Origin of the sequence: Paracoccus solventivorans, assembly GCF_900142875.1 — a bacterium.
GTDB lineage: Bacteria > Pseudomonadota > Alphaproteobacteria > Rhodobacterales > Rhodobacteraceae > Paracoccus > Paracoccus solventivorans.
This window is the reverse complement of record NZ_FRCK01000009.1, coordinates 46,567-72,376: the sequence shown is the minus strand read 5'-3', so window position 1 is coordinate 72,376 and position 25,810 is coordinate 46,567. Positions and strand designations below refer to the sequence as shown.

Sequence of the window (25,810 nt, the reverse complement as noted above, 5' to 3'; positions counted from 1 at the left end):
GCGGTAACCATGCCATGCCCGCAGGATGCCGCCAACCGTCGTTTGCCCGACGCACCTGTCGCCCCGCGATCCGTCCCGTCCGGGGCGCCGCCCGCAAGAGTTGCGACGGCGCCCCTAACCCCGCCGCGCCATCCACTTCCGCATTTCCGCGAACCACAGCACGACGCTGCCCAGCGCCGCGCACAGCAGCCATTGCCCGGACGACAGCGGCCTTGTGCCGAAGGCGAGGTTGAGCGGCGGCAGATGGACCACGGCGATCTGCAGCAGCGTCGAAAGGATCACCGCGCCCCACAGCCAGCGGTTCACGAACAGATGCCGAAAGGCGCTGACGGTTTCCGAGCGGGCGCTGAAGCAGTTGAAAAGCTGGGCAAAGACCAGCACGGTGAAGCCGGCGGTGCGGGCCTCCTCGAGCGAGGACGAGCCCTCGATCAGACCGCCCGGCAGGTGCAGGTCGATAGCCAGCAGCGTGGCCAGCGCCATCACCAGCCCGGTGGAGATCACGCTCTGCCACATCCGCCGGTCGATGGCGCGCTCGGTCGGGCGGCGGGGCGGGCGGGCCATCACGTCCTCGGTTTCCGGGTCCACGCCCATGGCCAGCGCCGGGCCGGAATCGGTGATCAGGTTGATCCACAGGATCTGCGTCGCCAGCAGCGGCAGCACCAGCCCGTCGCCCCCCGCGGCGTCGAGGCCGATCACCCCGGCACCGACCACGCCCAGGAACACCGTCAGCACCTCGCCCATGTTCGAGGACAGCAGATAGCGCAGGAACTTGCGGATATTGTGGAAGATCACCCGCCCCTCGCGCACGGCGGCGACGATGGTGGCGAAATTGTCGTCCGCCAGGATCATCTTGGCGGCCTCCTTGGTCACCTCGGTGCCGGTGATCCCCATCGCCACGCCGATATCCGCCGACTTGAGCGCGGGCGCATCGTTCACCCCGTCGCCGGTCATCGCCACCACATTGCCGTCGGCCTGCAGCGCATCGACGATACGCAGCTTGTGCACCGGCGCGACCCGCGCATAGACCGCAGTCTCGCGCACCGCCGCGGCCAGCGCCGGCGCGTCCAGCGCATCCAGGTCGGCGCCGGTCAGCGCCACGGCGTCGGGGGCCGCGATACCCAGCTGGGCGGCGATGCGGGCGGCGGTGCGCGGGTGGTCGCCGGTGATCATCATCACCCGGATGCCGGCGCGGCGCGCCTCGGCGATCGCCTCGGCTGCCTCCTCGCGCGGGGGGTCGATGATGCCGACGGTGCCGACGAAGATCAGGTCGCGCTCAAGCCCCTCGTCGGGGCTTGCAGCCTCGGCCTCCGACAGCGGCCGATAGGCGACGGCCAGCGTGCGCAGCGCCTCGCCGGACAGGCGCTCGACATCGGCCAGCGCCTCGGCGCGGCTTGCGTCGTCGAAGTCCAGCACCTCGGTGCCGACGCGGATGCGGTTGCAGCGCTGCATCAGCACGTCGGGGGCGCCCTTGGTGACCAGCACCAGCCCGCCGCCCTGTTCCAGGTCGCGCTCGATGCTGGACATCATCTTGCGGTCGGAACTGAACGGGATCTCCTGCACCCGCTCAAAGCGGCGGTGGCGGCGGGCGTCGGTGCCCAGCTTCCTTTCGGCGACCAGGAACGCGGCCTCGGTGGGATCGCCCTGGATTTCCCACGACCCGTCGCCGGCCTGGCGCAGGGCCGCGTTGCCGGCCAGGCTGCCGCCGCCCAGCACCACGACATGTTCGGCCCGCAGCGCGCCGCCGACCGGCGCGCCCGTCTCGGTCTCGACCCTTCCCTGCGGCGCATAGCCGACGCCGGTGACGCGCGTGTCCCCCGAGGCGGTGGCGATGCGCTGGATCGTCATCTCGGACCGGGTCAGCGTGCCGGTCTTGTCGGAGCAGATCACCGTCGCCGCGCCCAGCGTCTCGACCGAGGACAGATGCTTGACGATGGCATTGCGGGCGGCCATGCGCTGGACGCCCAGCGCCAGCACCAGCGACAGGATCGCGGGCAGCCCCTCTGGCACCGCGGCGACCGCCAGCGACACCCCCAGCAGCAGCACCGTGACCACATCGCCGATGCCCCCGATCTCGGACAGGGCGAGGATCGTCGCCACCACCACCAGCGCGATGACCACCACGGCGATGCCCAGCAGCCGCCCGATCCGTGCCACCTCGCGTTGCAGGGGCGTCGGTTCCTCGCGGGTTTCGTCCAGCATGGTGGCGATGGCGCCCATTTCGCTGCACATCCCCGTGGCGGTGACCAGCGCCCGGCCGCTGCCCTGGACGACGGCGGTGCCCTTGAAGACCATCGAGGACCGCTCGGCCAGCGGCGCCGGGGCCGGCAGGGTGGCGGCGTCCTTCAGCACCGGCTCGCTTTCCCCGGTCAGCGAGGCTTCCTGGACCCGCAGCGCGGCGGCGGTCAGCAGCCGCGCATCCGCCCCGACGGCATCGCCCTCGTCCAGCAGCAGCACGTCCCCGGGCACCAGCTCGGCCCCCGGAATCCGCCGCCGCTCTCCGTCGCGCAGCACCGAAGCGGTCACCTCGGTCATCCGCGCCAGGGCGGCGACGGCATTGGCGGCCTTGCGTTCCTGCGCGAACCCCAGCGCGGCGTTCAGCAGCACGACCGCCGCGATCACCACCGCATCGACCGGCCAGCTATCCTGCCCCTCGATCAGCCAGGCTGCCAGCGCCACCACCACCGCGCCCAGCAGCAGATAGACCAGCGGGTCCCGGAACTGCGCCAGGATCCGCCGCCACACCGGCACGGCGGGCGCAGCCCGCAACTGGTTCGGCCCGTAGCGGCGCAGGCGGCGCGCGGCCTCGGCGGCGGAAAGCCCGGTGTCCGGGTCGACCTGCAGCGCCCGGGCCACCGCCTGCGCGTCGCGGGTCGAGGCATCGTCGATCGTTTCCATGACGCGTCCTTTCAGGCGGCCCCGCCCCCGGCCGGGTTCCGGCCCAAGGTTCCTGCCGCCTGATCGGCCGCGCAAGGCCGAGTCGCAACCGTCCCTGCCCCCGGCGATCCGATACCGCGTTGATTGGTCGCGACCCCCCGCCGCTGACGCGCCGGTCAGCGGGGCCGGTCCAGCCGGGCGCCGATCGCCTGCATCTGCTCGATCTCGCGCCGCTGGGCGGCGATGATCTGCTCGCACAGGGCCAGCAATTCGGCGTCCTGCAACGCCGCCTGCCGGCACATCAGGATCGCCCCGGAATGATGCGGGATCATCGAGGCGACGAACTGCCGGTCCCCGATCAGCGCCTGCGCGCGGGTGGCGGCGAACGAGGCCGCGGTCAGCACCGCGAACAGCGCGTAAAGCGCAAGGTTCAGGCGCTTGCGGGGGAACATCCCCGGCATCGTCGCCAGCATGAAGATGCCCATCGGCGCCCACATGGTGACGGCCATGTAGAGCATATTGAGATTGTGCCGGAAATCCCGCGGCCCGTCGATCATGGTGAACATGACCAGATACATGACCGCCAGCCCCAGCGCCATGTTCAGCCAGAACATCAGATAGGGACGGCCATGGCCGTGGTGCTGGCCGGTGGGTCGAGGCTGCGCCATCTCTGCTTTCCCTCTGTCAGCGCGGGGAACGGCGCCCACCGGGGGCCTGCCCGTTTCGCCTGCTGCCCGGCGCAGGGCCGGCCTAGCGGGCGGTCAGCCGCTGGACCTGCTGCGCGGTCAGATAGCCGGTGGCGCTGAAATCATTGGCGCGCTGCCAGGCGGCGATGGCGTTGCGGGTGCCGCGGCCGAAGACGCCGTCCACCCCGCGGGTGTCAAAGCCGCGCCGCGTCAGCCCGGCCTGGATGGTGGCGCGCTGCTGGCGGCTGAGGCTCAGCGCCGCCTCGGTCTGCGCCGCGCCGGTGGCGCCGCTGCCCGGCTGTCCGCTGGCGGTGCCGCGCAGGATCTCGTTCGCCTGCGCCCCGCTCAGCGTGCCGGTCTGCGCATAATTGCGGTCCCGCTGCCACAGCGCGATGGCGCGGCGGGTGCCGGGGCCGAAGTTCCCGTCCACGCCGCTGGTGCTGTAGCCCAGCGCGCTCAGCCGACGCTGGATCTCGGCCCGCTGCTGCGCGGAAAGCGAGGCGGTGTCGCCCACGGGCTGGCTGCCGGTGGCCGGGGTTCCGCCCAGCCGCTGCACGCGGTCGCGCGCCTGTTCGGCATACATTCCGTTGGGGAACTGCCGCAGATAGGACTGATAGGCCGACAGCGTGTTGGCGTTCTGCGCCTGCGCAAAGGCGGCGCGGTCGTGTTCCTGTTGCAGATACTGCCGGGCGATCCCGCCCACGATGTCGCCCACATCCTGCGCCTGCACCGGCGCAATCATCAAAGCGGCGGCAAACGCCGACGAAAGCATTGTCCTGACCATCGGTTGGCCTCCTTTCGGTCGATCCGTCGGTCGAAGTCTGGGGGTATAGCGCGGAACGCCGCCCCCGGGTTCCGATCAGGCGAGCAGATGTAGCGCTGGACAACGCAGCCGTGTGGCCGCACTGTGGGGTCACGATGTGACGGCCGCGATGCCGGGCATGTTGCGAGGTTGGCCATGCTGGAACAGTTGGACGCCGTCCTGCTTGCCAGATTGCAGTTCGCCTTCACGATGTCCTTTCACATCGTGTTTCCGGCGTTCACCATCGGCCTTGCCAGCTATCTTGCAGTGCTGGAGACCCTGTGGCTGGCGACGGGACGCGAGGTCTACCGCAACCTGCTGAAATACTGGATGCGGGTGTTTTCCATCGCCTTCGGGATGGGCGTGGTGTCGGGCATCGTCATGTCCTATCAGTTCGGCACCAACTGGTCCGCCTTTACCGATGTCGCGGGGGCGGTGATCGGGCCGCTGATGGCCTATGAGGTGATGACGGCGTTCTTCCTGGAGGCCGGCTTCCTGGGGGTGATGCTGTTCGGAACCGACAGGGTGGGCAAGGGGCTGCACGCCTTCGCCACCTATGCGGTGGCGGTCGGCACGCTGCTGTCCGCCTTCTGGATCCTGTCGGTGAACAGCTGGATGCAGACGCCGCAGGGCCATATCGTCGGCGCCGACGGCCGCATCGCGCCGGGCAGCTGGTGGGAGATCGTCTTCAACCCCTCGCTGCCCTATCGGCTGGTCCATATGGTGCTGGCCGCCTATCTGACCACCGCGCTGGTGGTCGGCGCGGCCGCCGCCTGGCACCTGCTGCGCCGCCGCGCGGCCGAGGAAAGCCGCGTCATGTTCTCGATGGCGATGTGGATGCTGCTGCTGGTGGCGCCGGTCCAGATCCTGGCCGGCGACCAGCACGGGCTGAACACGCTGGAACACCAGCCCGTCAAGGTGATGGCGATGGAGGGGCATTTCGACAGCCACCCCGAGGGCGCGCCGCTGTATCTGTTCGGTCTGCCGAACATGCGGGAGGCGCGGATGGACCACGCCATAGCCATCCCCAAGCTGGGCTCGCTGATCCTCAAGCACGACCCGAACGCGCCGATGGAGGGGCTGGAGACCGTGCCCCGCGACCAGTGGCCGCCGGTGCCGATCGTGTTCTGGTCGTTCCGGCTGATGGTCGGCCTGGGCGTCCTGATGCTGGCCGTGGGGGTGTGGAGCGGGCTCGCCCGCTGGCGCGGCCGGCTGCATGACTGGCGCTGGCTGCATCTTGCGGCGCTGGCAATGGGGCCGGCGGGGTTCGTCGCGGTACTGGCCGGCTGGGTCACCACCGAAGTCGGCCGCCAGCCCTGGGTGATCTACGGCATGTTGCGCACCGTGGACGCGGCCTCGCCCGTGGCGGCGCCGGCGGTGGGCGCGTCGCTGGCTGCCTTTGTCGTGGTCTATACGCTGATCTTCGCCGCCGGCACCACCTATCTGCTGCGGCTGATGGCGCGCCCGCCGCATGGCGGCGAACAGGGCCCCGCCGCGGGCCAGCCCCAGCACGCCGCCGGGATCATGCCGGGGGGCGCCGCGGCCGCCACCGCCGGACCGGAGCTGCGCCGATGATGCTGGACATGCCCCTGCTGATGGCCCTTACCGTCGCTTTTGCGGTGTTCCTTTACGTGGTGATGGACGGGTTCGACCTGGGGCTCGCCATCCTGTTCCCCCTTGCCCGCAAGCAGGACCGGGACACCATGATCAATTCCATCGCGCCGGTCTGGGACGGGAACGAGACCTGGCTGGTGCTGGGCGGCGGCGCGGTGCTGGCCGGCTTCCCGCAGGCCTATGCCATCCTGCTGCCGGCGCTTTACGTCCCGATCATCGCGATGCTGCTGGGGCTGGTGTTCCGCGGGGTCGCCTTCGAGTTCCGCTTTCGCAGCCGCAAGCGCGGACACTGGTGGGACCGGGGCTTCGTGCTGGGCTCGGTGGTGGCGGCCTTCATGCAGGGGATCGCGCTGGGGACGGTGCTGCAGGGGGTGCGGGTCGTGGACGGCGCCTATGGCGGCGGCTGGTTCGACTGGGTGACGCCGTTTTCGTTGCTGTGCGGGGCCAGCGTCTGCATCGCCTACATGCTGCTGGGCGCCTGCTGGCTGATCGCCAAGACCGAAGGCCATCTGCGCGACGATGCCTATGCCTGGGCGCGCAAGCTGGCCATCGCCATGCTGGCCGCCATCGTCGCGGTCAGTCTGGCCACGCCGTTCCTGCTGGGGGAATACTGGCAGCGCTGGTTCGAGTGGCCGGCGATCACCGTCACCGGGCTGGTGCCGCTGCTGGTGGCGGCGGTGTGGCTGGGCCTGCTGCGGATGCTGGCCGCGCGCCGCGACCGCTGGCCGTTCTTCCTGGCGCTGGCGCTGTTCGCGCTGTGCTTCGTGGGGCTGGGGATCTCGGTCTATCCCGACATCGTGCCGGGCAGCCTGACCATCTGGGACGCCGCCGCCCCGGAAAAGAGCCAGCGCTTCTTCATGACCGGGGTGATCCTGCTGGTCCCGGTGATCCTGGTCTATACCGGCTATTCCTACTGGGTGTTCCGAGGCAAGGTCGACCCCGACGCGGGCTATCACTGATGGGCCGCAAGCTGGCCTGGTTCGTAGCGCTGTATCTTGGCGGCGTCGCGGCGGTGGCGGCGGTTGCGGGGGTGTTGCGGATGTGGATTGGGTAGGCTGGGGCGCCTGCTCGCATTCCAACCTCTCCCGTTGGAATCCGTATCGCTTCTTCGGTCGGAGCCCGGACCCCAGCAGCCTCGGACAAGCAGTTCCCGGCAGGCCAGACGGAACGCCACACGCAGGCTACGCGCAGATTTCTCTGTACCGGACAACCGCCACGAGCGCGGAGCGCATGACCGGAGGACTCCGAGCTGACCCGGATCAGGTCATCGGCAGGGTGAGCATCCGGCCCAGCTTTTCGCTGGCCTCGGCCAGCGCCGCCAGGTTGTGCTCTTTGTTCGGGCCGAGGATGCTGTTCTCGGGCCCGGTCAGGCCGACCACATAGCGCACCTCGCCCGACGGGCCGAAGATCGGCCGCGCCACCGAGGCCAGTCCGTAGACATGCTCGCCACATTCGATGGAATACCCGCGCTCCGGCACCCGGGCGATATCCTCGACCAGCTCCGTCCGATCGGTAAGCGTGCGCGAGGTGAAGGCTTCGGGCTCGTGCGCATCAAGGATGCGGTCGCGCAGCTCCGGCGGCAGATAGCTGAGGATCGCCTTGGCCGAGGCCGAGGCATGGGGCGGCATCACCGTGCCGGGAACGATATGCAGCCGCACCGTGGTATCGGGCGCCACGCAGTTCACCGAACGGATCTCGGTCTCGTAGAGCCGGGCGAGGAAGGCCGATTGCTCGGTCGCCGCCGCAAGCTGTTGCAGGGGCCGGGCGCTGATGCGCTCCAGCCAGCTGGTGTCGTTGGCGCCGTGCAGCAGATGCAGAATGCGCGGGCCCAGTTGAAAGGCGCGCGCGCGCCCCGGGCTGGGCGCGATCAGCCCGCTGTCGAGCAGCACGTGAACCATCCGGTTGACGCTCGCCTTGGGCAGATCGAGCGCGCGTTCCAGTTCGGATTGGGTCAGCCCGTCGGCGTGCGGGGCCAGAAGCTCCAGGGTCGTCATATACCGCTCGAGCGGTGTGTCGCGGTTTTCCGATGCGGCCATCGAGCTAATGCCAGCCATTTTCAGGTAAATCCTGTCACGTCTACCCCGAGCCTAAGCCGCCGCGCAACCTGATAGCTGGCCGCGTCGACCGCCCCGCGGGGGCCGAAGCGGCGCCCGGAGAGCTTCCGGCGCCGCTTCCTTCTTCGTCCCCGTGCCGGTCTGGGCCGGGGGGCGGGGATCAGTCGATCACGCGGCTTTCGCCGACATCGGCCGCCGACGGGTCAAGGCCATAGGCCGAGAGCACCTCGCCGATCACGCCGGCGCTGCGGTAGTCTTCAATCGAGGCATTGACCGCAGTCACGAACTCCTCGTTGTTCTTGGGCAGCAGGAACGCCGTCTGCGAGGCCAGCGTGGTGGCGGTGATGCGCGGGTCGGCCTCGAGCAGGACGACCTTCACGTCGGTGCCCGCGTGCAGCACGACCGCGGCGCCGAAACCCTCCAGCCCGGCATCCAGCCGCCCGGCCTGCACATCCTGCGCCAGGTTCAGCGACGAGGGATAGGTGGTCGAGCCGTCGATGGTGTCCTCCATCTCCATCACCCAGTCGTAGCCCTCGACGGTGCCGATCTTCTTGCCGATCAGCTGGTCGACGGTCGAAAGCCCGTCTTTCGAGGCGACCGCCAGCTGGTCCAGATAAACCGGGGTCGACAGCGTGATCACCTTGTCGCGCGCCGCGGTGCGGTAGAACCCGCCCAGCGCGACATCGGCGCGGCCGGTCTGCACCGCCGAGACCGCGGCCGGATAGGTGAAGATCTCGTAGGCGATCTTCAGGCAGTTCTCTTCGGCGAATTTCGCCAGAAGATCGCCGTCGATGCCGCTAATAGCGCCGTCCTTCTCGGCCGAATAGGGCGGGGTGTTGGTCAGGGCGACGGTCAGCGTGCCCTCGGACAGGGTGGTGAAGCTGTGCTTCGGGGTGCAGTCCTGCCCGAGCGCGAGCCCGGCCCCCGAAAGGGTCAGTGCAACGGCGGCGAGCGAAAGTCTTGCGGTGTTCATGGTCTTCTCCTCCTTTGGATAGGGTTTCAGCCGAGATGGCTGCCGAGGCGCCGCGCGGCGCGGTTGACGAGCCAGCCGAACGGAATGGTGATGGCGAGGTAGACGAGGCCGGCCAGAATGAGGACATCGAGATAGAGGTACGTCGCCGCCCCGATCCGGTAAGCCCGGGCCAGCAGCTCGGGGATGGCGATGGTGAAGGTCAGCGCGGTGGCCTGGAAGATCAGGATCGCAAAGCCCATCAGCGCCGGAACCGCGAAGACCACCCCCTGCGGGATCACCACAAAGCGCAGCACGTCGCCCGGCGTCATGCCCAGCGCATGGCCGGCCTCGACCTCGCCCTTTGGCACGGCGTTGATGCCCGCGCGCAGGATCTCGCTGGTATAGGCGCCGGTGGTCAGCGCCAGCGCCAGCGCGCCCGAGATAAAGGCGCTGACGTTGATCCCCGCCGAGGGCAGGCCGTAATAGACCATCTGCAGGACCACCAGCGCGGGCGCGCCGCGGCCCACCTCGACCAGCGCGATCGCGGGCCATTTCAGCCAGGGCGTGCGCGCCGAGGTCAGCAGCGCCAGCGCCAGCCCCAGCGGAAGCCCCGCCGCCAGCGCGGCCCCCGTTAGTTGCAGGCTGATCAGCAGCCCTTTCCACAGCTGCGGCAGCCAGTCGGCCCAGTTCGCCAGAAGCCCGCTCATGCCGCAATCCTCCCGCGCATCCTTGCATCCATCGTGCGGGCCAGCACCGCCACCGGGATCGACAGCAGGATGTAAAGGACCGCCGCCGCGATGAACGGGGCAAAGCCGCCGCCCGCCGCCTGCGCCTGCTGCGTCACCAGCATCATCACGTCGCGCACGCCGATGGTCGAAGCGACGGTGGTGTCCTTCAGCAGGCTGACGAGAAAGGTCGCCATCGGCGCGACCGAGACCCGCAGCACCTGCGGCGCCAGCACATAGCGCAACGTGTCGAGCCGGGTCAGGCCCAGCGCCACCGCCGCCGCATTCTGCCCCGCCGGCAGGGTCAGAAAGCCGCCGCGGTAGATTTCGGCCAGATAGGCGGCCGAGATCAGCCCCATGCCCAGCACCGCCGCCCGGAACGGGCTGAGCGCGATGATGCCGCTGCCAAGGCCGAAGAAGATGATGAACAGCCAGACCACCGGCGGGATGCCCCGCATCACGTCGATATAGATCCGCGCGATCAGCCGCGGCAGCCAGGACCGCGCGCGCCGCATCAGCACCAGAGGGATGCCGAGAACGGCGCCGATCAGGAACGCCAGCCCGGTCACCGCCAGCGCGACCGGAACCCCCTTCAGCAGGGCAAGGAAGACCCCGGTCATCAGTGGCGGTCCAGAATGGCGCGGAAGAACTTCTGCGTCCGCGGCAGCTGGGGGTTGCGGATCACCTGATCGGGCGGCCCTTGTTCGATGATCTCGCCGTCGGCCATGACGATCACCCGGTCGGCCACCTCGGCGGCAAAGGCGATCTCGTGGGTGACGACGATCATGGTCATGCCGTCCGCGGCCAGTTCGCGCATCACCTCCAGCACATCCAGCCCCAGCTCGGGGTCCAGCGCCGAGGTCGGTTCGTCGAACAGCATGACCTTGGGGTCCAGCGCCAGGGCGCGGGCGATGGCGATGCGCTGCTGCTGGCCGCCCGACAATCTTGCGGGATAGGCTTTTGCCTTGTCGGCCAGATGCACCCGTTCCAGAAGCCGCGCCGTCACCTTGTCGGCCTCGGCGCGCGAGCGGCCCAGCACCCGCATCTGCGGCAGCGAGATGTTCTTCTCGACCGTCATGTGCGGGAACAGGTTGAACTGCTGGAACACCATCCCGGTCGAGCGCCGCAGCGCCAGCAGCTCTTTCTGGCTGAGCCTGTGGTCGAGCGAAAAGGTGAAATCGCCGACGTGAAGCGTGCCGGAACTGGGCGTCTCCAGCATGTTGATCGCGCGCAGAAGCGTGCTCTTGCCCGCCCCGCTGGGCCCGACCATGGCGACCACCTCGCCGCGCGCGATGTCCAGCGAGACATCGCGGACCGCATGATGGTTGCCGTAGCGGATGTTGATCTTCTTGAGCGAGACGACCGGCGGCCCGGCCGGGGTTTGCGCTTCGGACATCAGTGCTGCTCCTCGTGGTTCGCGGCGGCACTTACGGGGCGGTTCCGGTCGGGTGAAGGCCGCAGCGCCTCCAGCCCCGGGGCCGAGACGACAGCGCCGTGCAGCGCCCAGTCGGCGGCCGCAATGCCGATCACCGGGGAAAGCTGGATGCCATAGCCACCGCCGCCGCCCGCGGTGATCAGCCCCGGCTCGGACGGATCGACCGGCCCGGCGAAGGGCTTGTGGTCGGCGGTGATCGGATAGAGCCCCGCCCAGCCCCGGCCCAGCCGCGCGCCGGGCAGATCGGGCAAACGTTCCAGCAGCAGCTCCGCCAGATATTCGCGCGATGCGTCCATGCACTGGTCGTTGTAGTCGTCGGGGTCCGAGAACGTGCCGGTCGAGACCTTGTGGATCTCGGAAATCAGTTCATTCGGCTTTTCGTGGCGAAAGTTCAGCCCGGTGCCCTGGCCGTCGATCAGGTCCATCACCATCGGCATCGTGTAGTCGAGCGGCTGATCCAGCAGGATCGCCATGGCCTCGTGGCGCTCGGGGAAGATGTGAAGCTCCTGCCCGAACATCGCCGCCACTTTCGGCGCCCAGGCGCCGGCGGCATTGACCACGACATCGCAGTCGAGCCCGCCCTTCGTCGTCTCCAGCCGGTAGCCGCCGCTGCGCCGCGCGACCCCCGTCACCTTGCAGAACTGGCGGATCTCGCCGCCCTGTTCGCGCAGGCGCGCGCCCAGGAAGGTGCAAAGCTCGTAGGGATCCAGAAAGCCGTCGTCCGGCCCGAAGATCCCGCCAGCCAGCCCCTCGACCGACAGATGAGGGATCAGCTGCACCATCTCTTCCGGGGCAAGGACGCGGGCGCGGAACCCCGCCTCTTCCTGCATGCGCTGGGATTCTTCCAGCGCGCGCATCTGCGCAGGGGTGCGCGCCAGCCGCAGATAGCCGATATGGTTGAAGCGGAAGCCCTGCCCTTCCCATTCGCGGAACCGGGCCTGGCCATAGCGCCGCATCAGCAGCTGGAACGGATCGGTCATCTGGGTGCCCACCACCCCGACCGAGCGCCCCGAGGACCCCGAGCCGAGCGCATCGGCTTCCAGCACCGTCACCTTTGCGCCCTGGCGAGCCAGTTCCAGCGCCGTCGCCATGCCGGCCGCGCCGCCGCCGATCACCGCCGCATGAAGTTTCGCTGTCATCTTCTTTTCCGTCCTGTTCCGGCGCCTCAGCCCTCGCGGGCGATCTCGCCGAGCGTGTCTTCGATGGCCGCAAGGATTTCGGCCGCGTCGGTTCGGGTCATCGGGGTCGAAAGCGCGAACAGCCCGTAGCTGGCCGAAAGCACCCCGCGGTCCAGCAGCCCGCGGTGGAAGGCGCCAAGGCGGCGCTTTTCGACCGGGCCGGGATAGACCGAGCGATAATCGGTGATCGGCTGCGCGGTGAAATGAACCTTGAAGAGCGAGCCGAGCCCGACGCAGCGTCCCGGCAGCGACAGCCGCGCCAGCGCCGCATTGATGCCGTCGCGCAGGAAATCCCCCAGCGACTCGAGATGGGTGAACGCCGCAGGCGTCAGCGCACGCATCGCCGCCAGCCCGGCCCGCATCGTCACCGGATTGGCGGTGAAGGTGCCGCCATGGGGCAGCGCGGGCTTGCCCGAGGTGGGATCGAACACCGCCATCACCTCGGCCCGGCCGGCGACCGCGCCCACCGGAAAGCCGCCGCCGATGATCTTGCCGAGCGCGGTCAGGTCGGGCCGGATGCCCCACAGGCCCTGCGCGCCGGAATGGCCCAGCCGGAACGAGATTACCTCGTCGAAGATCACCAGCGCCCCCGCGTCGCGGGCAATCTGCGCCATCGCCTCCAGATAGTCCTTGCGCGCGGGGATCAGCCCGGCGCGGTTCGGCATCGGGTCGATCAGCACGGCGGCGATGGTTTCGCCGTCGCGGGCAAAGACGGCGCGCAGGGCCTCGGTATCGTTGAAGGGCACCACGATCACATCGGCCAGCACCCCCGCCGGAGTGCCCCTGGCATAGGCGGTCGAGGCCGGCAGGTCGCCCCAGTTCCCCGGCGCGCTGTCGAGGCTGACCTCGGCGAAATCGTAAGAGCCGTGATAGGCGCCCTCGATCTTGACGATCTTCGGCCGGCCGGTGAAGGCGCGCGCGGCCTTGATCGCCATCATCACGCCTTCGGTGCCGGAATTGGCAAAGCGGATCTGGTCCATCGCCGGCAGGCGGCCGATCAGCAGCTCGGCCAGCTCAATCTCGGATTCGGTGGGCGCGCCGAAAGCGGTGCCAAGCGGCAGCTGCGCCGCAACCTCGGCCACCTGTTCGGGCTGGCCGTAGCCATGGATCATGGCAGTGAAATTGTTGATGCAGTCGTAGAACACCTGGCCGTCGGCGTCCCAGACCCGGCAGCCCTCGCCCCGGACGGCATAGATCGGGAACGGGTCGAGGAAGACCGTGGTCCGGGTGTTCCCGCCCGGCATCACCTTGCAGGCGCGTTCGAAAAGGCGGCGCGAGGCGGGAAAGCTGTCTGGATAGGTCGGCATGATGATCCGCGGGGATTGAGGTCGGAAAAAAGAGGGCGCCCCCGGGGAAGGCCCGGGGGCGCGGACCGCTCAGACGGTCATGATCGTGTGGCTCTGTTCGTGCATGAACTGCGGCAGATACCAGGTACCCAGCCCGCCCTTGCCGCCGACGCCGGTGCCTTTCCAGCCGCAGAACGGCTGCCCGCCCGGCCAGGCGCCGGTGGTCGCCCCCGAGGCGCGGTTGGCATAAAGCACCCCCGCCTCGGCATGGGTCAGGAAATGGTCGATCTCGGCCTGATCCTGCGAGAAGATCCCTGCCGACAGGCCGTAGGAGACATCGTTGCCCTCGGCCAGGGCGGCCTCCAGCCCGTCCACGCCCCGTAGGACGAGGAAGGGCATGAACAGCTCTTCCCGGGTCAGGCGCGACGGCCCGTCCATCTCGACCAGCGTCGGGGCGAAGTAATTGCCGGGCAGATCCGCGATCCGCTCGCCGCCCAGCAGGACCCTGCCGGTGGCGCGGGCCTCGGCCACAGCCTGCGTGAAGCGCGCAGCGGCGGCATCGTTATAGAGCGGGCCCATGAAGGTGGCGGCGTCGCGCGGGTCGCCGACCTGCAGCGTTGCGGCAAAGGCCCGGAACGCCTCGATGAACTGCTCTTTCACCGCATTGTCGACATAAACCACCGAACAGGCCGAGCATTTCTGCCCCTGAAGACCATAGGCCGAGCGGGCGACCCCGGCTGCGGCGCGTTCGATGTCCGCGTTCTTCGTGACATAGGCGGGGTTCTTGCCGCCCATCTCGGCAATGACCGGGCGCATCCAGGGGCGCGCCGCCATGTGGCGAAAGATCGACATGCCGGTCTTGTGCGAGCCGGTGAAGACCACGCCGTCGATCCCGGGATCGGTGGTCAGCGCCTCGCCGGTCGCGGCCCCGCCAAGCACCAGGTTGAACACCCCCTCGGGCAGCCCGGCCTTGCGCAGGGTCTCGGCCAGCAAGAGCCCGGTCAGCTGGCATTCGGGCGACGGCTTGTAGACCACCGCATTGCCGGTCAGCAGCGCGCCGCAGAGCATCCCCACCGACAGCGCCACCGGGAAGTTGAAGGGCGCCACCACGGCGAAGACGCCATAGGGCCGCTGGACCGAGACGGCGGTCTCTCCCGGCACCATTTCGATCATCTCGCGGCGATAGCCGGCGTTCGCCTTCAGTTCGCCCGGGTAATAGTCGAGCATGTCGACCGCTTCTTCGGCCTCGCCGATGGCTTCGGTCCGCGACTTGCCGACCTCGAACAGCGCAGCGATGCCGAGACGGTATTTCGCCTCGTCCAGCGCCGCCTGCCAGCGCGCGGCAAAGGCGAGACGGTCGTCGAGGCTGGCCTTGTTCCAGACCGCCGCGCCCTTGCGCGCCGAGGCGACGGCGGCCTTGACATCAGCTTCGGTCGACACCGGGAAGCGGCCCAGTTCCAGCGCCGGGTCGATGGGGCTGGCCACCGCGGCAAGCGGGCCGGTGGCAAAGGGCGTCGCCCAGTCCTTGCCCAGCATATCGCTCTGAAATGCCGGGATCTCGCGGTCGAGGAAGGCGTGCAGCGGGGAGAAGTCGGCTCCGATGTTGGAGTAGGTTACCCGGGGCAATGTGTCGGTCATCTGTCTGGTCCTGATTTTCGGGCTTTATATCAGAAATCGATATATTCGTGGTGTTGTCAACTCTTTTCTGCACCGTGTCGCTGGACGTCGTGGGCGGTTAACCGCCGGAGCGCCCGGTAGGTCGGTCACCGCCCCACCGCCACACCCGCGTCGGGGCATTTGCACATTCTTCTTGTGACCATTTTGGTCCCATGATATAGGTGACTTATGAGGATCATTGCCCGCCGCACCTTGCGGCAGTTCGTCGACGGCCTCGCGGGGCAGGAGGACCAGCCGGCTGTTAAAGCCTCACTCGACGCCTGGTTCGACGAAGTGAGCAAGGCGGACTGGAAGAGTTCAGCGGATGTGAAGAGGCTCTATGCGACGGCCAGCATCGTCAGTGCCGAGCGCATCGTCTTCAACATCAAGGGCAACGATTATCGCCTCGTGGTGGCGGTCGATTTCGAGAAGGCTATCGTCTGGATCAAGTGGATCGGCACCCACAAGGCTTATGACAGGATCGACGTGACGGAGATCAGACATGGCGACTGAGTTGAAACCCATCCGCACCGAGGCGGATTACGATGCGGCGCTTGCCGAGGTGGAACGGCTGTGGGGCGCGAAGAGCGGGACGCCGGAAGGCGACCGGCTCGACGTGCTGGCGACGCTGATCGAGGTCTATGAAGAGAAGCATCACCCCATGGACCCGCCGGACCCGATCGAGGCGATCCGGTTTCGCATGGAGCAGCAGGGGCTGACCCGCAGAGACCTGGAGCCGATGATCGGCCCGCGCAATCGGGTCGCGGATGTGTTGAACCGCAAGCGGGGCCTGTCCATCGACATGATCCGGCAGTTGCACGACCATCTCGGCATTTCGGCCGAGGTCCTGATCCGGCCGAGCCGCTTCGGCAAGGTTGCCTGAAGGAGTCTGCCATGACCCGCGTTGCCCTCTATGCCCGCTATTCCTCCGACAACCAGCGCGAGGCGTCCATCGACGACCAGCTCCGCATCTGCCGCGAGCAGGCCAGGCGCGAGAAGTGGAAGATCGTCGGCACCTACAAGGATGCGGGCATCTCGGGCGCAAGCATGATCCTGCGGCCCGGTATCCAGATGCTCTTGCAGGACGCGCAGGCGGGACAATTCGACATGGTGCTGGCCGAGGCGCTGGACCGCATTTCGCGCGACCAGGCCGATGTGGCGACGCTGTTCAAGCATCTAAAGTTCGCCGGCGTTCCCATCGTCACGCTGGCCGAGGGCGAGATCAGCGAGCTTCATGTCGGCCTCAAGGGGACGATGAACGCGCTGTTCCTCAAAGACCTTGCGGCCAAGACGCATCGCGGCATCCGTGGCCGCGTCGAGAATGGCAAGTCGGGCGGCGGTCTTTGCTATGGCTACAAGGTCGTGAAGCAACTCGATGCGCGCGGCGACCCGATCCGGGGCGACCGTGAGATCGACGCAGCCGAGGCCAATGTCGTGCGGCGCATCTTCCGCGAGTTTGCCGCAGGCATCGGCCCGCGCACCATTGCCCGCACATTGAACGAGGAAGGCGTCCCCGGCCCCGAAGGACGGCTCTGGAGCGACACCACCATTCGCGGCCATGTGAAGCGCGGCACGGGCCTCGTGAACAACGAACTCTATATCGGCCGCCTGATCTGGAACCGGCTGCGCTATCTCAAAAACCCGTCAACCGGAAGGCGCGTCTCGCGCCTGAACCCGGAATCGGAATGGATCGTCAAGGACGTTCCCGATCTGCGGATCGTCGACGACGAACTCTGGCAGGCGGTGCGTGAGCGGCAGGGCGAGATCGCCGAGAAGTTCGCCAATGTCACCGAGGCCGTGCGCGCGCATCACAAGAAGAACCGGCTGAACGGCGCGCGCCGTCCCAAGTCGCTGCTGTCGGGGCTGGTGTTCTGCGGCTGCTGCGGCGGTCCCTACTCGCTGCGCGGCGCCGACCGCTTCGCCTGCTCGAACCATATCAGCAAGGGTTCCTGCTCCAACAGCCGGGGCATTGCGCGCGAAGATTTGGAGCGGCGTGTGCTTGCCGGATTGAAGGACCGGATGATGGCGCCGGAGATCGTCGAGGACGCCATGCGCGCCTATGCGGAGGAAACAAACCGGCTGAACCGGGAACGCCGCTCGAACGGCGATTCCTGGAAGGCCGAACTGGTGAAGGTCGAGAAGCAGATCGCGCAGATCGTCGAGGCCATTGCAGACGGCATGTATCATCCGTCGATGAAGGAGAAGATGACCGGGCTGGAAGCGCGCAGGGAAGAACTGACGGCTCTGCTCGCCGATGCGCCGGCGGACACGCCGGACATTCTGCCGAGTGCTTCGGCCATCTACGCCAAGAAGGTCGTCGCGCTGACGAAGGCCCTGAACCGGACGGAAGAGCGGCAGGAAGCGTCGCAGGATTTGCGCGTTCCGATCGAGAAGATTGTGCTGACTCCCGGCCCGGAACGGGGGGAACTCTACGCCACGCTGCACGGCGAACTGCGCACGATCCTCGAATGGACGGAGCAGCAAGCCATTGGAAAGGCTGCCAAAACGAAAAAACCCGCCGTTGGAGCGGCGGGTTTGTCGGTATCGGTGGTTGCGGGGGCGTGCGGCCACTGGCAGCATAAGTCCTGTTCGCCCCTGTTCCGGCTGGGCGGCTGCGATGCCGAGGATACCCATCAGCTCGCCGCGTAGTTCGGCATGGACCTCGCCCCGCTTCTCGCCAGGCGTGACGATGACCTCGCCGATGAGCGAGCGCAGCGCCTCGGCGGCTTCACGGCCTCCATCGGGATCGTTCAGGGCCTCGGCGAAGCGCGCGACATTGCGGCTGTAGTTCGCCGCCACGTTCGGGTGAACATCCGGCACATCGGCGGGGGCTCCAGCCATGCGGGCGGCGATCTCTACCTTCTGGCGTTCCAACTCGTCCAGCCTCACCTCTGGCATCCTGCCCGTGAGGCGGGTGGTTGTCATTCGCCGGCCTCTCTCTTCCCGGCCATTTCCTGCCGTCTTCTTCCATGCCTCTCCCTCTCTTGCGATGGGAAAGGCTATGAAACGACAGGGATTTCGCAGCGCCAAACGATTAATTCCGTCAGACGGTCGTGGCGTGGAAACGGATAAAAATCGGATGGATCACAAGACGATCAGCCGCACCAAGCGCGCGAATCGAGGCGGCTTCTGGAAGAGGAGCACCATGACTGATCCGCCTATACATTCCGTTGCTCCAGCAGCGCGTCAAGCAAGGCGTGCCGCTGACGCTGGAACGGGTTGGCAACCGTCACTCCGCCCCAGGTGAACCCGTCATGCAAATCCTCGGACAGCAGCAGGCGGCAACCCGATTGCGACGCCACGGACAGGATCACCGCATCCCAGATGCCGAGCCCATGATCCGCAGCAAGATCGGCGGCAGCAAGCATGACCTCGGGAGAGGTCGCGGCCACCGGAAACGTGTCGCGCCAGCCAAGCAGCGCCTCGCGCGCCTCGGGCTTCGTGCGACCGGCCTTGCGAACAAGGACATTGAACAACTCTCCCAGCACCTGAACCGGCACCACCACCGCCGATTGCGGCAGGTGGCGCACTAGGTCGAGCGCGACATCGCGCTTCTCGCTCCCATTCACCCCCTCCGCATAGGCGAGAACATTGGTATCGAGCGCGAGCTTCACGCCTCGTCCTCGTAAAGCTCGTCGCGCGACCAGCGCCCGACATTGCTGACGGGTTGCCGCTCAAGGCGAGCGAGCAACGACGCACGCGCACCGACCTCGACATTCGTCATCTCGTCGGCAGGCACGATGCGCGCGACAGCTCGGCCATGCGAAGTCACGACATAGCTGTGCCCTTCGCGCACCCCGCGCAGGATGAACGAGAACTTTCGGTTGGCATCCGCAGCCGAGACTGCCTCTTCCATGATGGCCTCCATGTAGTAGTTATATTACCTACTATAATCGCAAGCGCAGCGGTTTTCAACCCGTTTAACGTGGCGGCACGCCAGCACCACCTCGGACGAGGGAGTAGTCTTATGCTATAGCCGACAGAATTCGGCACCGCGCGAAAACCCGAGCACCTTCAATGCAGTAGCTGTTTTCCGCACGGTGCGCGCCAGCATCACACGGTGCGGAACGCGCCGGAAACATGAACAAAAACAACCACCCGACCGAGGCGCACCGTGCGCCTTTTTATCTCGCCATCTTCCGGTCGTAGGCAAGCAAGTCTGCCTGCTCATCCAGTTTCTCGGCATCCAGAGAAAGTTCCGCAAGCTGGTCTTGCAGGGCCTCTTCCGAGACGCGGTAAATGCCGCGCGCAGGTTCGGAAGGGCCGATCCGCAAAGTGAGGTAAATCCGACCGCCAGGTTTCAGGAGACTGGCGAGCGTTTCGAGGGCTTGCTGTCGGTCATCCGGTTTGACGTGCATCCAGACGGCGCTAAGGATGATGAGGTCGAACGTCTCGCCTGATGCGCGTGTTTCGGCCAGCCTTGGCAGGCTGTCCTGACGCCATTCGATCTCGGGCGATGGATGGAGCCGCCTGCCGATGGTTTGCATGGCTTCCGAAGGCTCGATGGCCACGATCCGGTGGCCGTTCGCCGCAAACCAGGAGGCATCTCGCCCCGTACCCGCGCCGACATCAAGAACTGCCAGCGGCCCGTTCGCAAAGTGCTCATTGATCAGAGTTAGCAGCGCGGGGTGCGCGGTTTCCAGCGACAGGGCTTCGTAGCCGTCAGCAAGGCTGGCCGCGTGCTGCTCGTAGTACGTCAAGGCCGGGTCTTGCGACATGATACCAAACACCTCTTCACGGCTGGTCCAGGCGGTGACACCCATGAGAATCAAGCTCAGAACCGCTGCGAGACATAGCATGGATTGGAACAAAGTGCGCACAAGGAGCGGTTTGTTGTACCAATCCGTACCCTTGGCCGAGACGTAGCCTGCTGGGTATGTCTTTTCCAGCCAGATGAGATGCTGCTCCATGACAAAGCGGAGCCGCAGAATGATAACGAAGAGCGCACCGTTTCCCGCAGCCGCCAGAAAGAGGAGCGCGAGCTGAAAGAGCGGGAAATCCTCCACGCGTGAGACGCCGAACCACAAACCACCCGTCAGCGTCATTGAGATCAGAGGGATTTGCCACATCTGCTGGTTCAAGGAGCGAAACGAGGCATGGTTCTGGTCGAACGCCGCCTTGTGCATCTCGTGTTCTATTTCTTCTGACGTCACGTTCTTCGTTCCATTTGCCGCGTCGTGGCCTGCACGGTAGCGGGAGCTGGGCGACGAACCAGCCGAGATGGCATCGCCGGGGTTTCAGGGGGCGGCGACAGGCCTTATGATCTCGGGTTCAGCGCCGACGGCTTACAGCATCCAATCCGCGGAGGGTTGGTCAGGTGATCGCAGCACTGAGCACTGTGAACCCAATGTCTGCGACCCTGCTGGGCTGGCTGTTCTCGCAGCCACCTGACCGGCCCGGCGCAGGCAGCGAGCATGGGGCTGATCGTGCTCGGCGCGCTGGAGTTCGAACTGAACTGGCCGCCTTGGTTCCACCGAGACGGTGCTGCATGACGCCTGAAGACCGGCTTATCTGACATCTGGGGCGCCGCCGTCGCGTCAGAGCAGCGAGACCGAACTCCAGCCAGTTGGCACCTCAAATACTTGTTATACTTGGGTTATTATTGATTTATGACAGAATTGGTTGCGGGGGCGCGCAACCAACGATACTTGCGATTGGTCGAACGCCAGATCCCCAAACTCGCCGCTTAATGTAACTCATTGGAGCCGTTTGGGAAACCCAGCTTTCGAACTATCCATGCCTCTCATTTGACAAAGACCGGTCAGTCCCCAAACGGAGCGACAGCCGTATTGGAGACTAACTGAACAGCGCTTCCAGCGCCAATCGGTGCTCCGCATGTTTGGCCGGGTTATCGCTCTTCAGCTTCCTTAAATTGATCAGCTTCCAACGAACCGCAGGCAGGTCGGCCGCCCGCAGCCTCTCGATCACGCCGAAGTCAGGCGTGCCGTCATGCAGCCTCAGGAGAAACGTCCTGACCTTTTCGTCGAGACGAGACCGGATATCCGCTACCAGCCGCTCTCGTGTTTCGAGAAGGTCGTCGAGGTTGGCACGCACCTTCGTCATGCCCTCGAACTCTTTCGTATAGGGCTCGTCAAGGTCGATGAAGTTCGGGTCCAGCAGTTCATGCGCCGGGCGCGATGAGCAGGCGATGTAGATCAGGAAGGTCCGGAACAGATCCTCTGTCAGACCTTCATTTTCATAGAGCAGCTTGATGTCGTAAAGATCACGCGGATGCTGACGATCTACTGCGGCGTGCAACTTGCCGCCGAACAGGTCTTCGAAGGAAACGACCTGCATCTCCGCATAACCAAATTCATCCGCCACCGCATCTGACACCGGACGCATCTCGGGATCATGCACGACGCCGCGCATGACAGGCGATGTCTCGATCTTGATCTCGGCGCCGCCCAGACGAGCGAGAACGCGAGTGGCACCCCCTCCCCCACCCTGGATGCGCTGCGTCTTCGCACCGGCTATGCTGCCTTCGATGGCGGCGTCCATGCGGTCCATCGCTTCGTTGATCTCTGCGAGGCTTTCGCCACGATCCTTGATCGGCAGATAGGTCAGATCGATGTCGACCGACAGACGAGGCAGATCACGGTAGAACAGGTTGATTGCCGTGCCGCCTTTGAGCGCGAACACCTTTTCCTTGGCAACATGCGGGAGCAAGCGCATGAGCAGCGCGACCTGGGCTTCATAATCCTCACGCGCCATCGCCGGCCCCGGTCGCTACAAACTCCTCCGGCACCACGATGCGGTAGCGCGGGTGTATCCTGCCACCCTTGACCAGAGCGCGGTCGCCACGGCCGAGGTTGAACTCCGCGGGATCAAGACGTTTGCGCCAGGGATGATCGTGGCGATCAGCAAAAACGAAGAACAGCCGCTTCACCTTGATCTTCCTGCAACTGCGCAGCAGCGCCGCCAGCATCTTCGGGCGCAGCGTCGTCAGGCTCTCGAACACCATGTCGAGATTGTGGAAGCTCTCGTGGTCGGGCAACTCGTCCATGGCTTCCATGATCGCCCGTTCGGGAGACGACATCCTGAGTTGCCAGTCCCAGGGAACGGTTTGCCCTGCACCCGTGCTGTCATCGGGAAGACCAAGCTGCGGATCGGCAAAGAGGGACCTGTTGCGCGTCTCAATCGGCGCATTCAGCGGCAGCTTCGAAAGCCAGTTCGGTATGGCTTCACCGTAAGTCCATACCGGGGCGTTGCCGCCCAGACGCAGATAGTGGCCGTGACCCTGCTGGGTGAGCGCGGTCATACCGCCGACATGGACATCGTAGCGCATGATCTGCTGGACCGAGAGCAGGCAGATCTTCCAATCGATCGTATCCGACGCAGAAGCGCCCGGTGACGGGCGACGGAAAACGCCGCGGGTCAGACGCTCGAGCCAGCCGCGCTTGACGTAGTCACGAAAGGTCTCGTAGGCGATGCCATGCGCGGTAAGCCATGCTGCATCGACCAGATACCCGGAGGGCACTGCATCAAGGACCTTCTTCAGGTTTTGTGCTCGTTCGGCCACCATGACGCCTATAATGGCACCTTTCCAAAGCACACGCTATATGGGTCTTTAAGAAATGCCCAAATTCAGTGCTCCCAGCACTCTAGTCAGGGGTTTCTCAAAGGAAGCTCGGCGCGTACGATATCCTGTGTAGGCCGAGACATAGCGAGCCGGCGTGACCGACGGTGGGTGACGCGGAGACTTTACATTTCGCAGTGCTGCGCCAGCGGAACAGACAGAATCAACGCCACTAGTTCCGCCTGCCTTTGTACGCCGGTCTTGGCGAAGATGTTTCGCAGATGAAAGGCGACCGTCGTGCCCGAGATCGTCAACCGGTCCGCTATCTGGCTACGGCGCAGTCCTTCGGCCAGCAAATGCGCGACCTGGGCTTCCATCGGGGTCAAGTCGAACAGCTGGCCAAGAGTCGTATTGTCCAGAGGAGGCTGACCATCGCCGCCGCTCAGTATCAGCATGGCAACCGCCTCATCATGGTGGGCGCGCGCCGGAAGCGACATCCCTGCGACCACGAGTTGGCGCCTGTCTAGACGCAGGCCAGCCGTAGCCATCCCTTCATCCGAAATCAGCGCAGCGATCAGCGCGGTCAGTTTCCGGCCATCCTCACCGCCGGTGGTGATGCGCCCGCCAAGCACGATGCCAGCCTCGTCCGACAGGCGCCGGGCGAGAGGATTGGCATGGACCACTCCGCCATTGGCGTCGAGCAGCACCACGCCGATGGCCAGGCGATCGAGCGCGGTCAGACCGGAACGGTCTCCCGGCATTGCGCGTAACCGCTGCATCCGCTTCAGGCGCGATTCTACGGTCGCACGCAACAGGTCGTAGTCAATGGGCTTGGTCAGATAGTCGTCGGCCCCAGCAATGCGCCCGTCGATCATCTGCTGGCGTGAAGACAGGGCGGTCAGGAAGACGAAGGGCACGTCGTCGAGATCGGGGTGAGTCTTGCGCAAATGGGATATGAACCCTCTTCCATCCATGCCGGGCATCAGGATGTCGCACAGGATCAGATCGGGGCGCCGGCTTTCCAGAATGGCCAGCGCCTCACGCGCATCAGCGGCAGCCGCCACGGCATAGCCGGCCTCGTGCAGTTCGAACGCGATATCGTCGCGCAGCGACGGCTCGTCCTCCACGCACAGGATCAGTGGCGCGGTCATGCGGAGACCTCCCTCGGCAGGTAAAGCGCGGCGGTCAGACCGCCTCCGGCACGCTGTGTCAGGTTCACATCACCTCCCTGCATCCGGGCAAGATGGCGCGCAAGCGTCAGCCCCAGCCCAGAGCCAGGCAGGGTTTCGTGCCCACTCCCACGGTGGAACCTGTCGAAGGCGCGTGCGATCTCTTCAGGCGACATGCCTCTCCCCCGGTCCTCGATCCGGCAGACGATGTGAGTCTGCGATTGCGACACCTCGACATCGACGCGGCAATCGAGAGGAGAATACAAAAGCGCATTGCGGAGCAGGTTGGACAGGATTTCGCCGGTCAACGCCGGATCGCAGAGCGCGACCATCGGCGCTGCCTGCGCCGGCGGCCGGATACGGGACGGGTTGCGGCCCTGCGCCACCATCAGGTCGTCAATGACCGCGGCCGCCAGATCATGCAGGTCATGAGCACCGAGATGGGGACGAACTCCGTCACGTTCCAGCCGTGACATCATCAGGGCGGTATCCGTCAGCTTCACGAGCCGCGCAACCGCCTCGCGCGAGACGGCCGCCTTTTCCGAAACCAATTCCGGCGAAACCGGCCCGCCGCGCCGGGTCAGGCGGTGCATGGCGCTGTCGATCACAGCCAGCGGCGTGCGGAGTTGATGGGCAATCAGATCGGCGAATCGGCGGTGGTTTTCGGAGGTTTCGCGTTCTCGCTCCAGATCGCCGGCCAGCTTTTCAGCCCGGAGGCGATCCAGCCGTCCCCTCATCAACCGCCTTTCGCGATCGATCAGGATCGCGGCCAATCCCAGTCCCGCCAATGCAGCTCCCAGTACCGACACCAGCGCAAGCCGGTGCAGATGTCCCAGACGGTCCAGCCGCTCAGCCTGAATCTGCCATTCGTGGGACATTACCAGACTGGCCTTGCCCCGCAGCGCCGCGACCAGCGCCGTGACATGCGCCCGCAGCGCGGCCATATCGGCCCCCTGCGCGGGGTCAAGCGCCAGAAGGCCGCTGCGCCAATCAGCAAGCGTTTCGGAAACCCCCGCATCTTCGAGAAAGCGGCGTTGTGGACCCTCTTCCAGCAGCGTCAGCCGGGAAAGCAAGACGTCAAAACGGGTCTGAATCTGTTGCGCCGCCGCCTCGTCAGAAAGCGTGAGCGCGAGATTCAAAGCCTCGATCTGTGCCTGGCCAAAGACCCAGATCATGTTTTCGCTCGCACCGATCCGCATCTGACGTTCCAACTGAACTAGCTGCCACGCAGCCAGACCCAGAAGGCCCAGGCAGACCAGAACCAGACCGCCCAGCCCCAGATATCGTATCCACTCTTGGCGGGTGGTCATTGCACATGCAGCGCGACAAGCTGCCAGACCCATCGCATGTCATAGCGGATATCGGCCAGAACCCCATGATCGTCGCGCGGGTAGACGATCCAGACCGGGCCCTTGTCGCGCGGGGTCAAAGGTACACCATCCATGTAAAGCGCGGCCAGAACGTCAAACTGGTAAAAATCCTCAATGGGGATATCGACGACATAATCGTTCAATGCCGCGGCGCGCACTTGGCTGCCCTCGGCCCCGGCGTGGGCAAGGATGTCGCGCATCAGCACGCCGCGAAACTCTGGCTGGTGATCTGTGACGCTGGTCGATGTGGCAAACTCATGCCAGTCCATCGCATCGAAATCCGCGCGCGTCAGCTCCACCCTGCCATCCGTGACCGCCCCGGTCAGGGTCAGCAGAACGTTCTCGGCGGCCGCCGGCACGGAGCTGAGCAAAAGCGCTGCGATCAGCGCGGTTCGAGCGATGCGATGCCGCAAGTTCATCACCACAACCTGACGTAAAAACCCGGTTCCTGTGCAACTTTAGCACAAAAGACCGCACGTTCCCCGTTCAA

At 66.1% G+C, this 25,810-nt stretch carries 24 protein-coding genes; 5 read left to right on the top strand and 19 right to left on the bottom strand.

The features are described from left to right. Positions 1-114 precede the first annotated feature (114 nt). From BUB57_RS13010 to BUB57_RS13000, 3 genes are all read right to left on the bottom strand, one after another. The gene (locus tag BUB57_RS13010; RefSeq protein ID WP_073067714.1) at positions 115-2,895 is read right to left on the bottom strand and encodes a cation-translocating P-type ATPase; all 2,781 of its coding nucleotides are present in this window, start codon (positions 2,893-2,895) and stop codon (positions 115-117) included. A gap of 155 nt (positions 2,896-3,050) precedes the next feature. Continuing rightward, positions 3,051-3,542 (bottom strand): DUF305 domain-containing protein, encoded by a 492-nt coding sequence (locus BUB57_RS13005; protein ID WP_073067712.1) that lies wholly within the window; start codon positions 3,540-3,542, stop codon positions 3,051-3,053. A gap of 82 nt (positions 3,543-3,624) precedes the next feature. Next, positions 3,625-4,344, bottom strand: a complete 720-nt coding sequence (locus tag BUB57_RS13000; RefSeq protein WP_073067710.1) for a peptidoglycan-binding domain-containing protein — start codon at positions 4,342-4,344, stop codon at positions 3,625-3,627. A gap of 174 nt (positions 4,345-4,518) precedes the next feature. On the opposite strand from BUB57_RS13000, the gene BUB57_RS12995 reads away from it, so the two are divergent. Continuing rightward, a complete protein-coding gene (locus BUB57_RS12995) occupies positions 4,519-5,937 on the top strand; it encodes a cytochrome ubiquinol oxidase subunit I (protein WP_073067708.1) in 1,419 nt (472 codons plus the stop codon). Continuing rightward, positions 5,934-6,935, top strand: a complete 1,002-nt coding sequence (gene cydB, locus BUB57_RS12990; RefSeq protein ID WP_073067706.1) for a cytochrome d ubiquinol oxidase subunit II — start codon at positions 5,934-5,936, stop codon at positions 6,933-6,935. Before BUB57_RS12995 ends, cydB begins: the two co-directional genes overlap by 4 nt. 300 nt (positions 6,936-7,235) lie before the next feature. Here the strand turns inward: cydB and BUB57_RS12985 are convergent, their stop codons facing one another. The 8 genes from BUB57_RS12985 to BUB57_RS12950 all read right to left on the bottom strand — a co-directional run bounded on the left by BUB57_RS12985 (position 7,236) and on the right by BUB57_RS12950 (position 15,244). Beyond that, entirely contained in the window at positions 7,236-8,030 is a 795-nt protein-coding gene (locus BUB57_RS12985) for an IclR family transcriptional regulator (protein WP_084732139.1), read from the bottom strand. Between the two features lie 160 nt (positions 8,031-8,190). Beyond that, complete coding sequence (locus BUB57_RS12980; protein ID WP_073067702.1) at positions 8,191-9,003, bottom strand: substrate-binding periplasmic protein; 813 nt, start codon at positions 9,001-9,003, stop codon at positions 8,191-8,193. Between the two features lie 26 nt (positions 9,004-9,029). Then, positions 9,030-9,689 carry an amino acid ABC transporter permease gene (locus BUB57_RS12975; protein WP_073067700.1) on the bottom strand — a complete coding sequence of 220 codons (660 nt, stop codon included), beginning with the start codon at positions 9,687-9,689 and terminating at the stop codon, positions 9,030-9,032. Continuing rightward, a complete protein-coding gene (locus BUB57_RS12970; protein WP_073067698.1) occupies positions 9,686-10,327 on the bottom strand; it encodes an amino acid ABC transporter permease in 642 nt (213 codons plus the stop codon). Before BUB57_RS12970 ends, BUB57_RS12975 begins: the two co-directional genes overlap by 4 nt. Next, the gene (locus BUB57_RS12965) at positions 10,327-11,103 is read right to left on the bottom strand and encodes an amino acid ABC transporter ATP-binding protein (protein WP_073067696.1); all 777 of its coding nucleotides are present in this window, start codon (positions 11,101-11,103) and stop codon (positions 10,327-10,329) included. The genes BUB57_RS12970 and BUB57_RS12965 overlap by 1 nt, the downstream gene beginning before the upstream one ends. Further along, a complete protein-coding gene (locus BUB57_RS12960) occupies positions 11,103-12,281 on the bottom strand; it encodes an NAD(P)/FAD-dependent oxidoreductase (RefSeq protein ID WP_084732138.1) in 1,179 nt (392 codons plus the stop codon). Before BUB57_RS12960 ends, BUB57_RS12965 begins: the two co-directional genes overlap by 1 nt. Before the next feature lie 26 nt (positions 12,282-12,307). Continuing rightward, complete coding sequence (locus BUB57_RS12955) at positions 12,308-13,627, bottom strand: aspartate aminotransferase family protein (RefSeq protein WP_073067692.1); 1,320 nt, start codon at positions 13,625-13,627, stop codon at positions 12,308-12,310. 69 nt (positions 13,628-13,696) lie between these two features. Then, positions 13,697-15,244: an aldehyde dehydrogenase family protein gene (locus tag BUB57_RS12950; protein ID WP_073067690.1), complete on the bottom strand. Its 1,548-nt coding sequence runs from the start codon at positions 15,242-15,244 to the stop codon at positions 13,697-13,699. A 207-nt stretch (positions 15,245-15,451) separates the two neighbouring features. Here BUB57_RS12950 and BUB57_RS12945 point away from each other — a divergent pair, with 207 nt between their 5' ends. The 3 genes from BUB57_RS12945 to BUB57_RS12935 are packed head-to-tail and all read left to right on the top strand — an operon-like array spanning position 15,452 to position 17,911. Then, positions 15,452-15,775 (top strand): type II toxin-antitoxin system HigB family toxin, encoded by a 324-nt coding sequence (locus tag BUB57_RS12945; protein ID WP_073067687.1) that lies wholly within the window; start codon positions 15,452-15,454, stop codon positions 15,773-15,775. After that, entirely contained in the window at positions 15,765-16,145 is a 381-nt protein-coding gene (locus tag BUB57_RS12940) for a helix-turn-helix domain-containing protein (RefSeq protein WP_073067685.1), read from the top strand. Before BUB57_RS12945 ends, BUB57_RS12940 begins: the two co-directional genes overlap by 11 nt. A gap of 11 nt (positions 16,146-16,156) precedes the next feature. Next, positions 16,157-17,911 (top strand): recombinase family protein, encoded by a 1,755-nt coding sequence (locus BUB57_RS12935; RefSeq protein ID WP_084732137.1) that lies wholly within the window; start codon positions 16,157-16,159, stop codon positions 17,909-17,911. Positions 17,912-18,420: 509 nt separating this feature from the next. Here BUB57_RS12935 and BUB57_RS12925 read toward each other — a convergent pair. The 8 genes from BUB57_RS12925 to BUB57_RS12890 form a co-directional block, all read right to left on the bottom strand. Further along, the gene (locus BUB57_RS12925) at positions 18,421-18,876 is read right to left on the bottom strand and encodes a PIN domain-containing protein (protein WP_073067683.1); all 456 of its coding nucleotides are present in this window, start codon (positions 18,874-18,876) and stop codon (positions 18,421-18,423) included. Beyond that, positions 18,873-19,118, bottom strand: a complete 246-nt coding sequence (locus tag BUB57_RS12920) for a type II toxin-antitoxin system prevent-host-death family antitoxin (protein WP_073067845.1) — start codon at positions 19,116-19,118, stop codon at positions 18,873-18,875. The genes BUB57_RS12925 and BUB57_RS12920 overlap by 4 nt, the downstream gene beginning before the upstream one ends. A gap of 268 nt (positions 19,119-19,386) precedes the next feature. After that, positions 19,387-20,415 (bottom strand): class I SAM-dependent methyltransferase, encoded by a 1,029-nt coding sequence (locus tag BUB57_RS16325; RefSeq protein WP_143159726.1) that lies wholly within the window; start codon positions 20,413-20,415, stop codon positions 19,387-19,389. A gap of 643 nt (positions 20,416-21,058) precedes the next feature. Then, positions 21,059-21,976: a nucleotidyl transferase AbiEii/AbiGii toxin family protein gene (locus BUB57_RS12910; protein WP_073067680.1), complete on the bottom strand. Its 918-nt coding sequence runs from the start codon at positions 21,974-21,976 to the stop codon at positions 21,059-21,061. Continuing rightward, entirely contained in the window at positions 21,966-22,787 is an 822-nt protein-coding gene (locus BUB57_RS12905) for a type IV toxin-antitoxin system AbiEi family antitoxin (protein ID WP_073067677.1), read from the bottom strand. The genes BUB57_RS12910 and BUB57_RS12905 overlap by 11 nt, the downstream gene beginning before the upstream one ends. A gap of 179 nt (positions 22,788-22,966) precedes the next feature. Continuing rightward, complete coding sequence (locus BUB57_RS12900; protein ID WP_073067675.1) at positions 22,967-23,932, bottom strand: response regulator; 966 nt, start codon at positions 23,930-23,932, stop codon at positions 22,967-22,969. Continuing rightward, positions 23,929-25,260 (bottom strand): sensor histidine kinase, encoded by a 1,332-nt coding sequence (locus BUB57_RS12895; RefSeq protein WP_073067673.1) that lies wholly within the window; start codon positions 25,258-25,260, stop codon positions 23,929-23,931. The genes BUB57_RS12900 and BUB57_RS12895 overlap by 4 nt, the downstream gene beginning before the upstream one ends. Next, complete coding sequence (locus tag BUB57_RS12890; protein WP_084732134.1) at positions 25,257-25,739, bottom strand: putative pterin-binding protein; 483 nt, start codon at positions 25,737-25,739, stop codon at positions 25,257-25,259. Before BUB57_RS12890 ends, BUB57_RS12895 begins: the two co-directional genes overlap by 4 nt. Between the last annotated feature and the right edge of the window lie 71 nt (positions 25,740-25,810).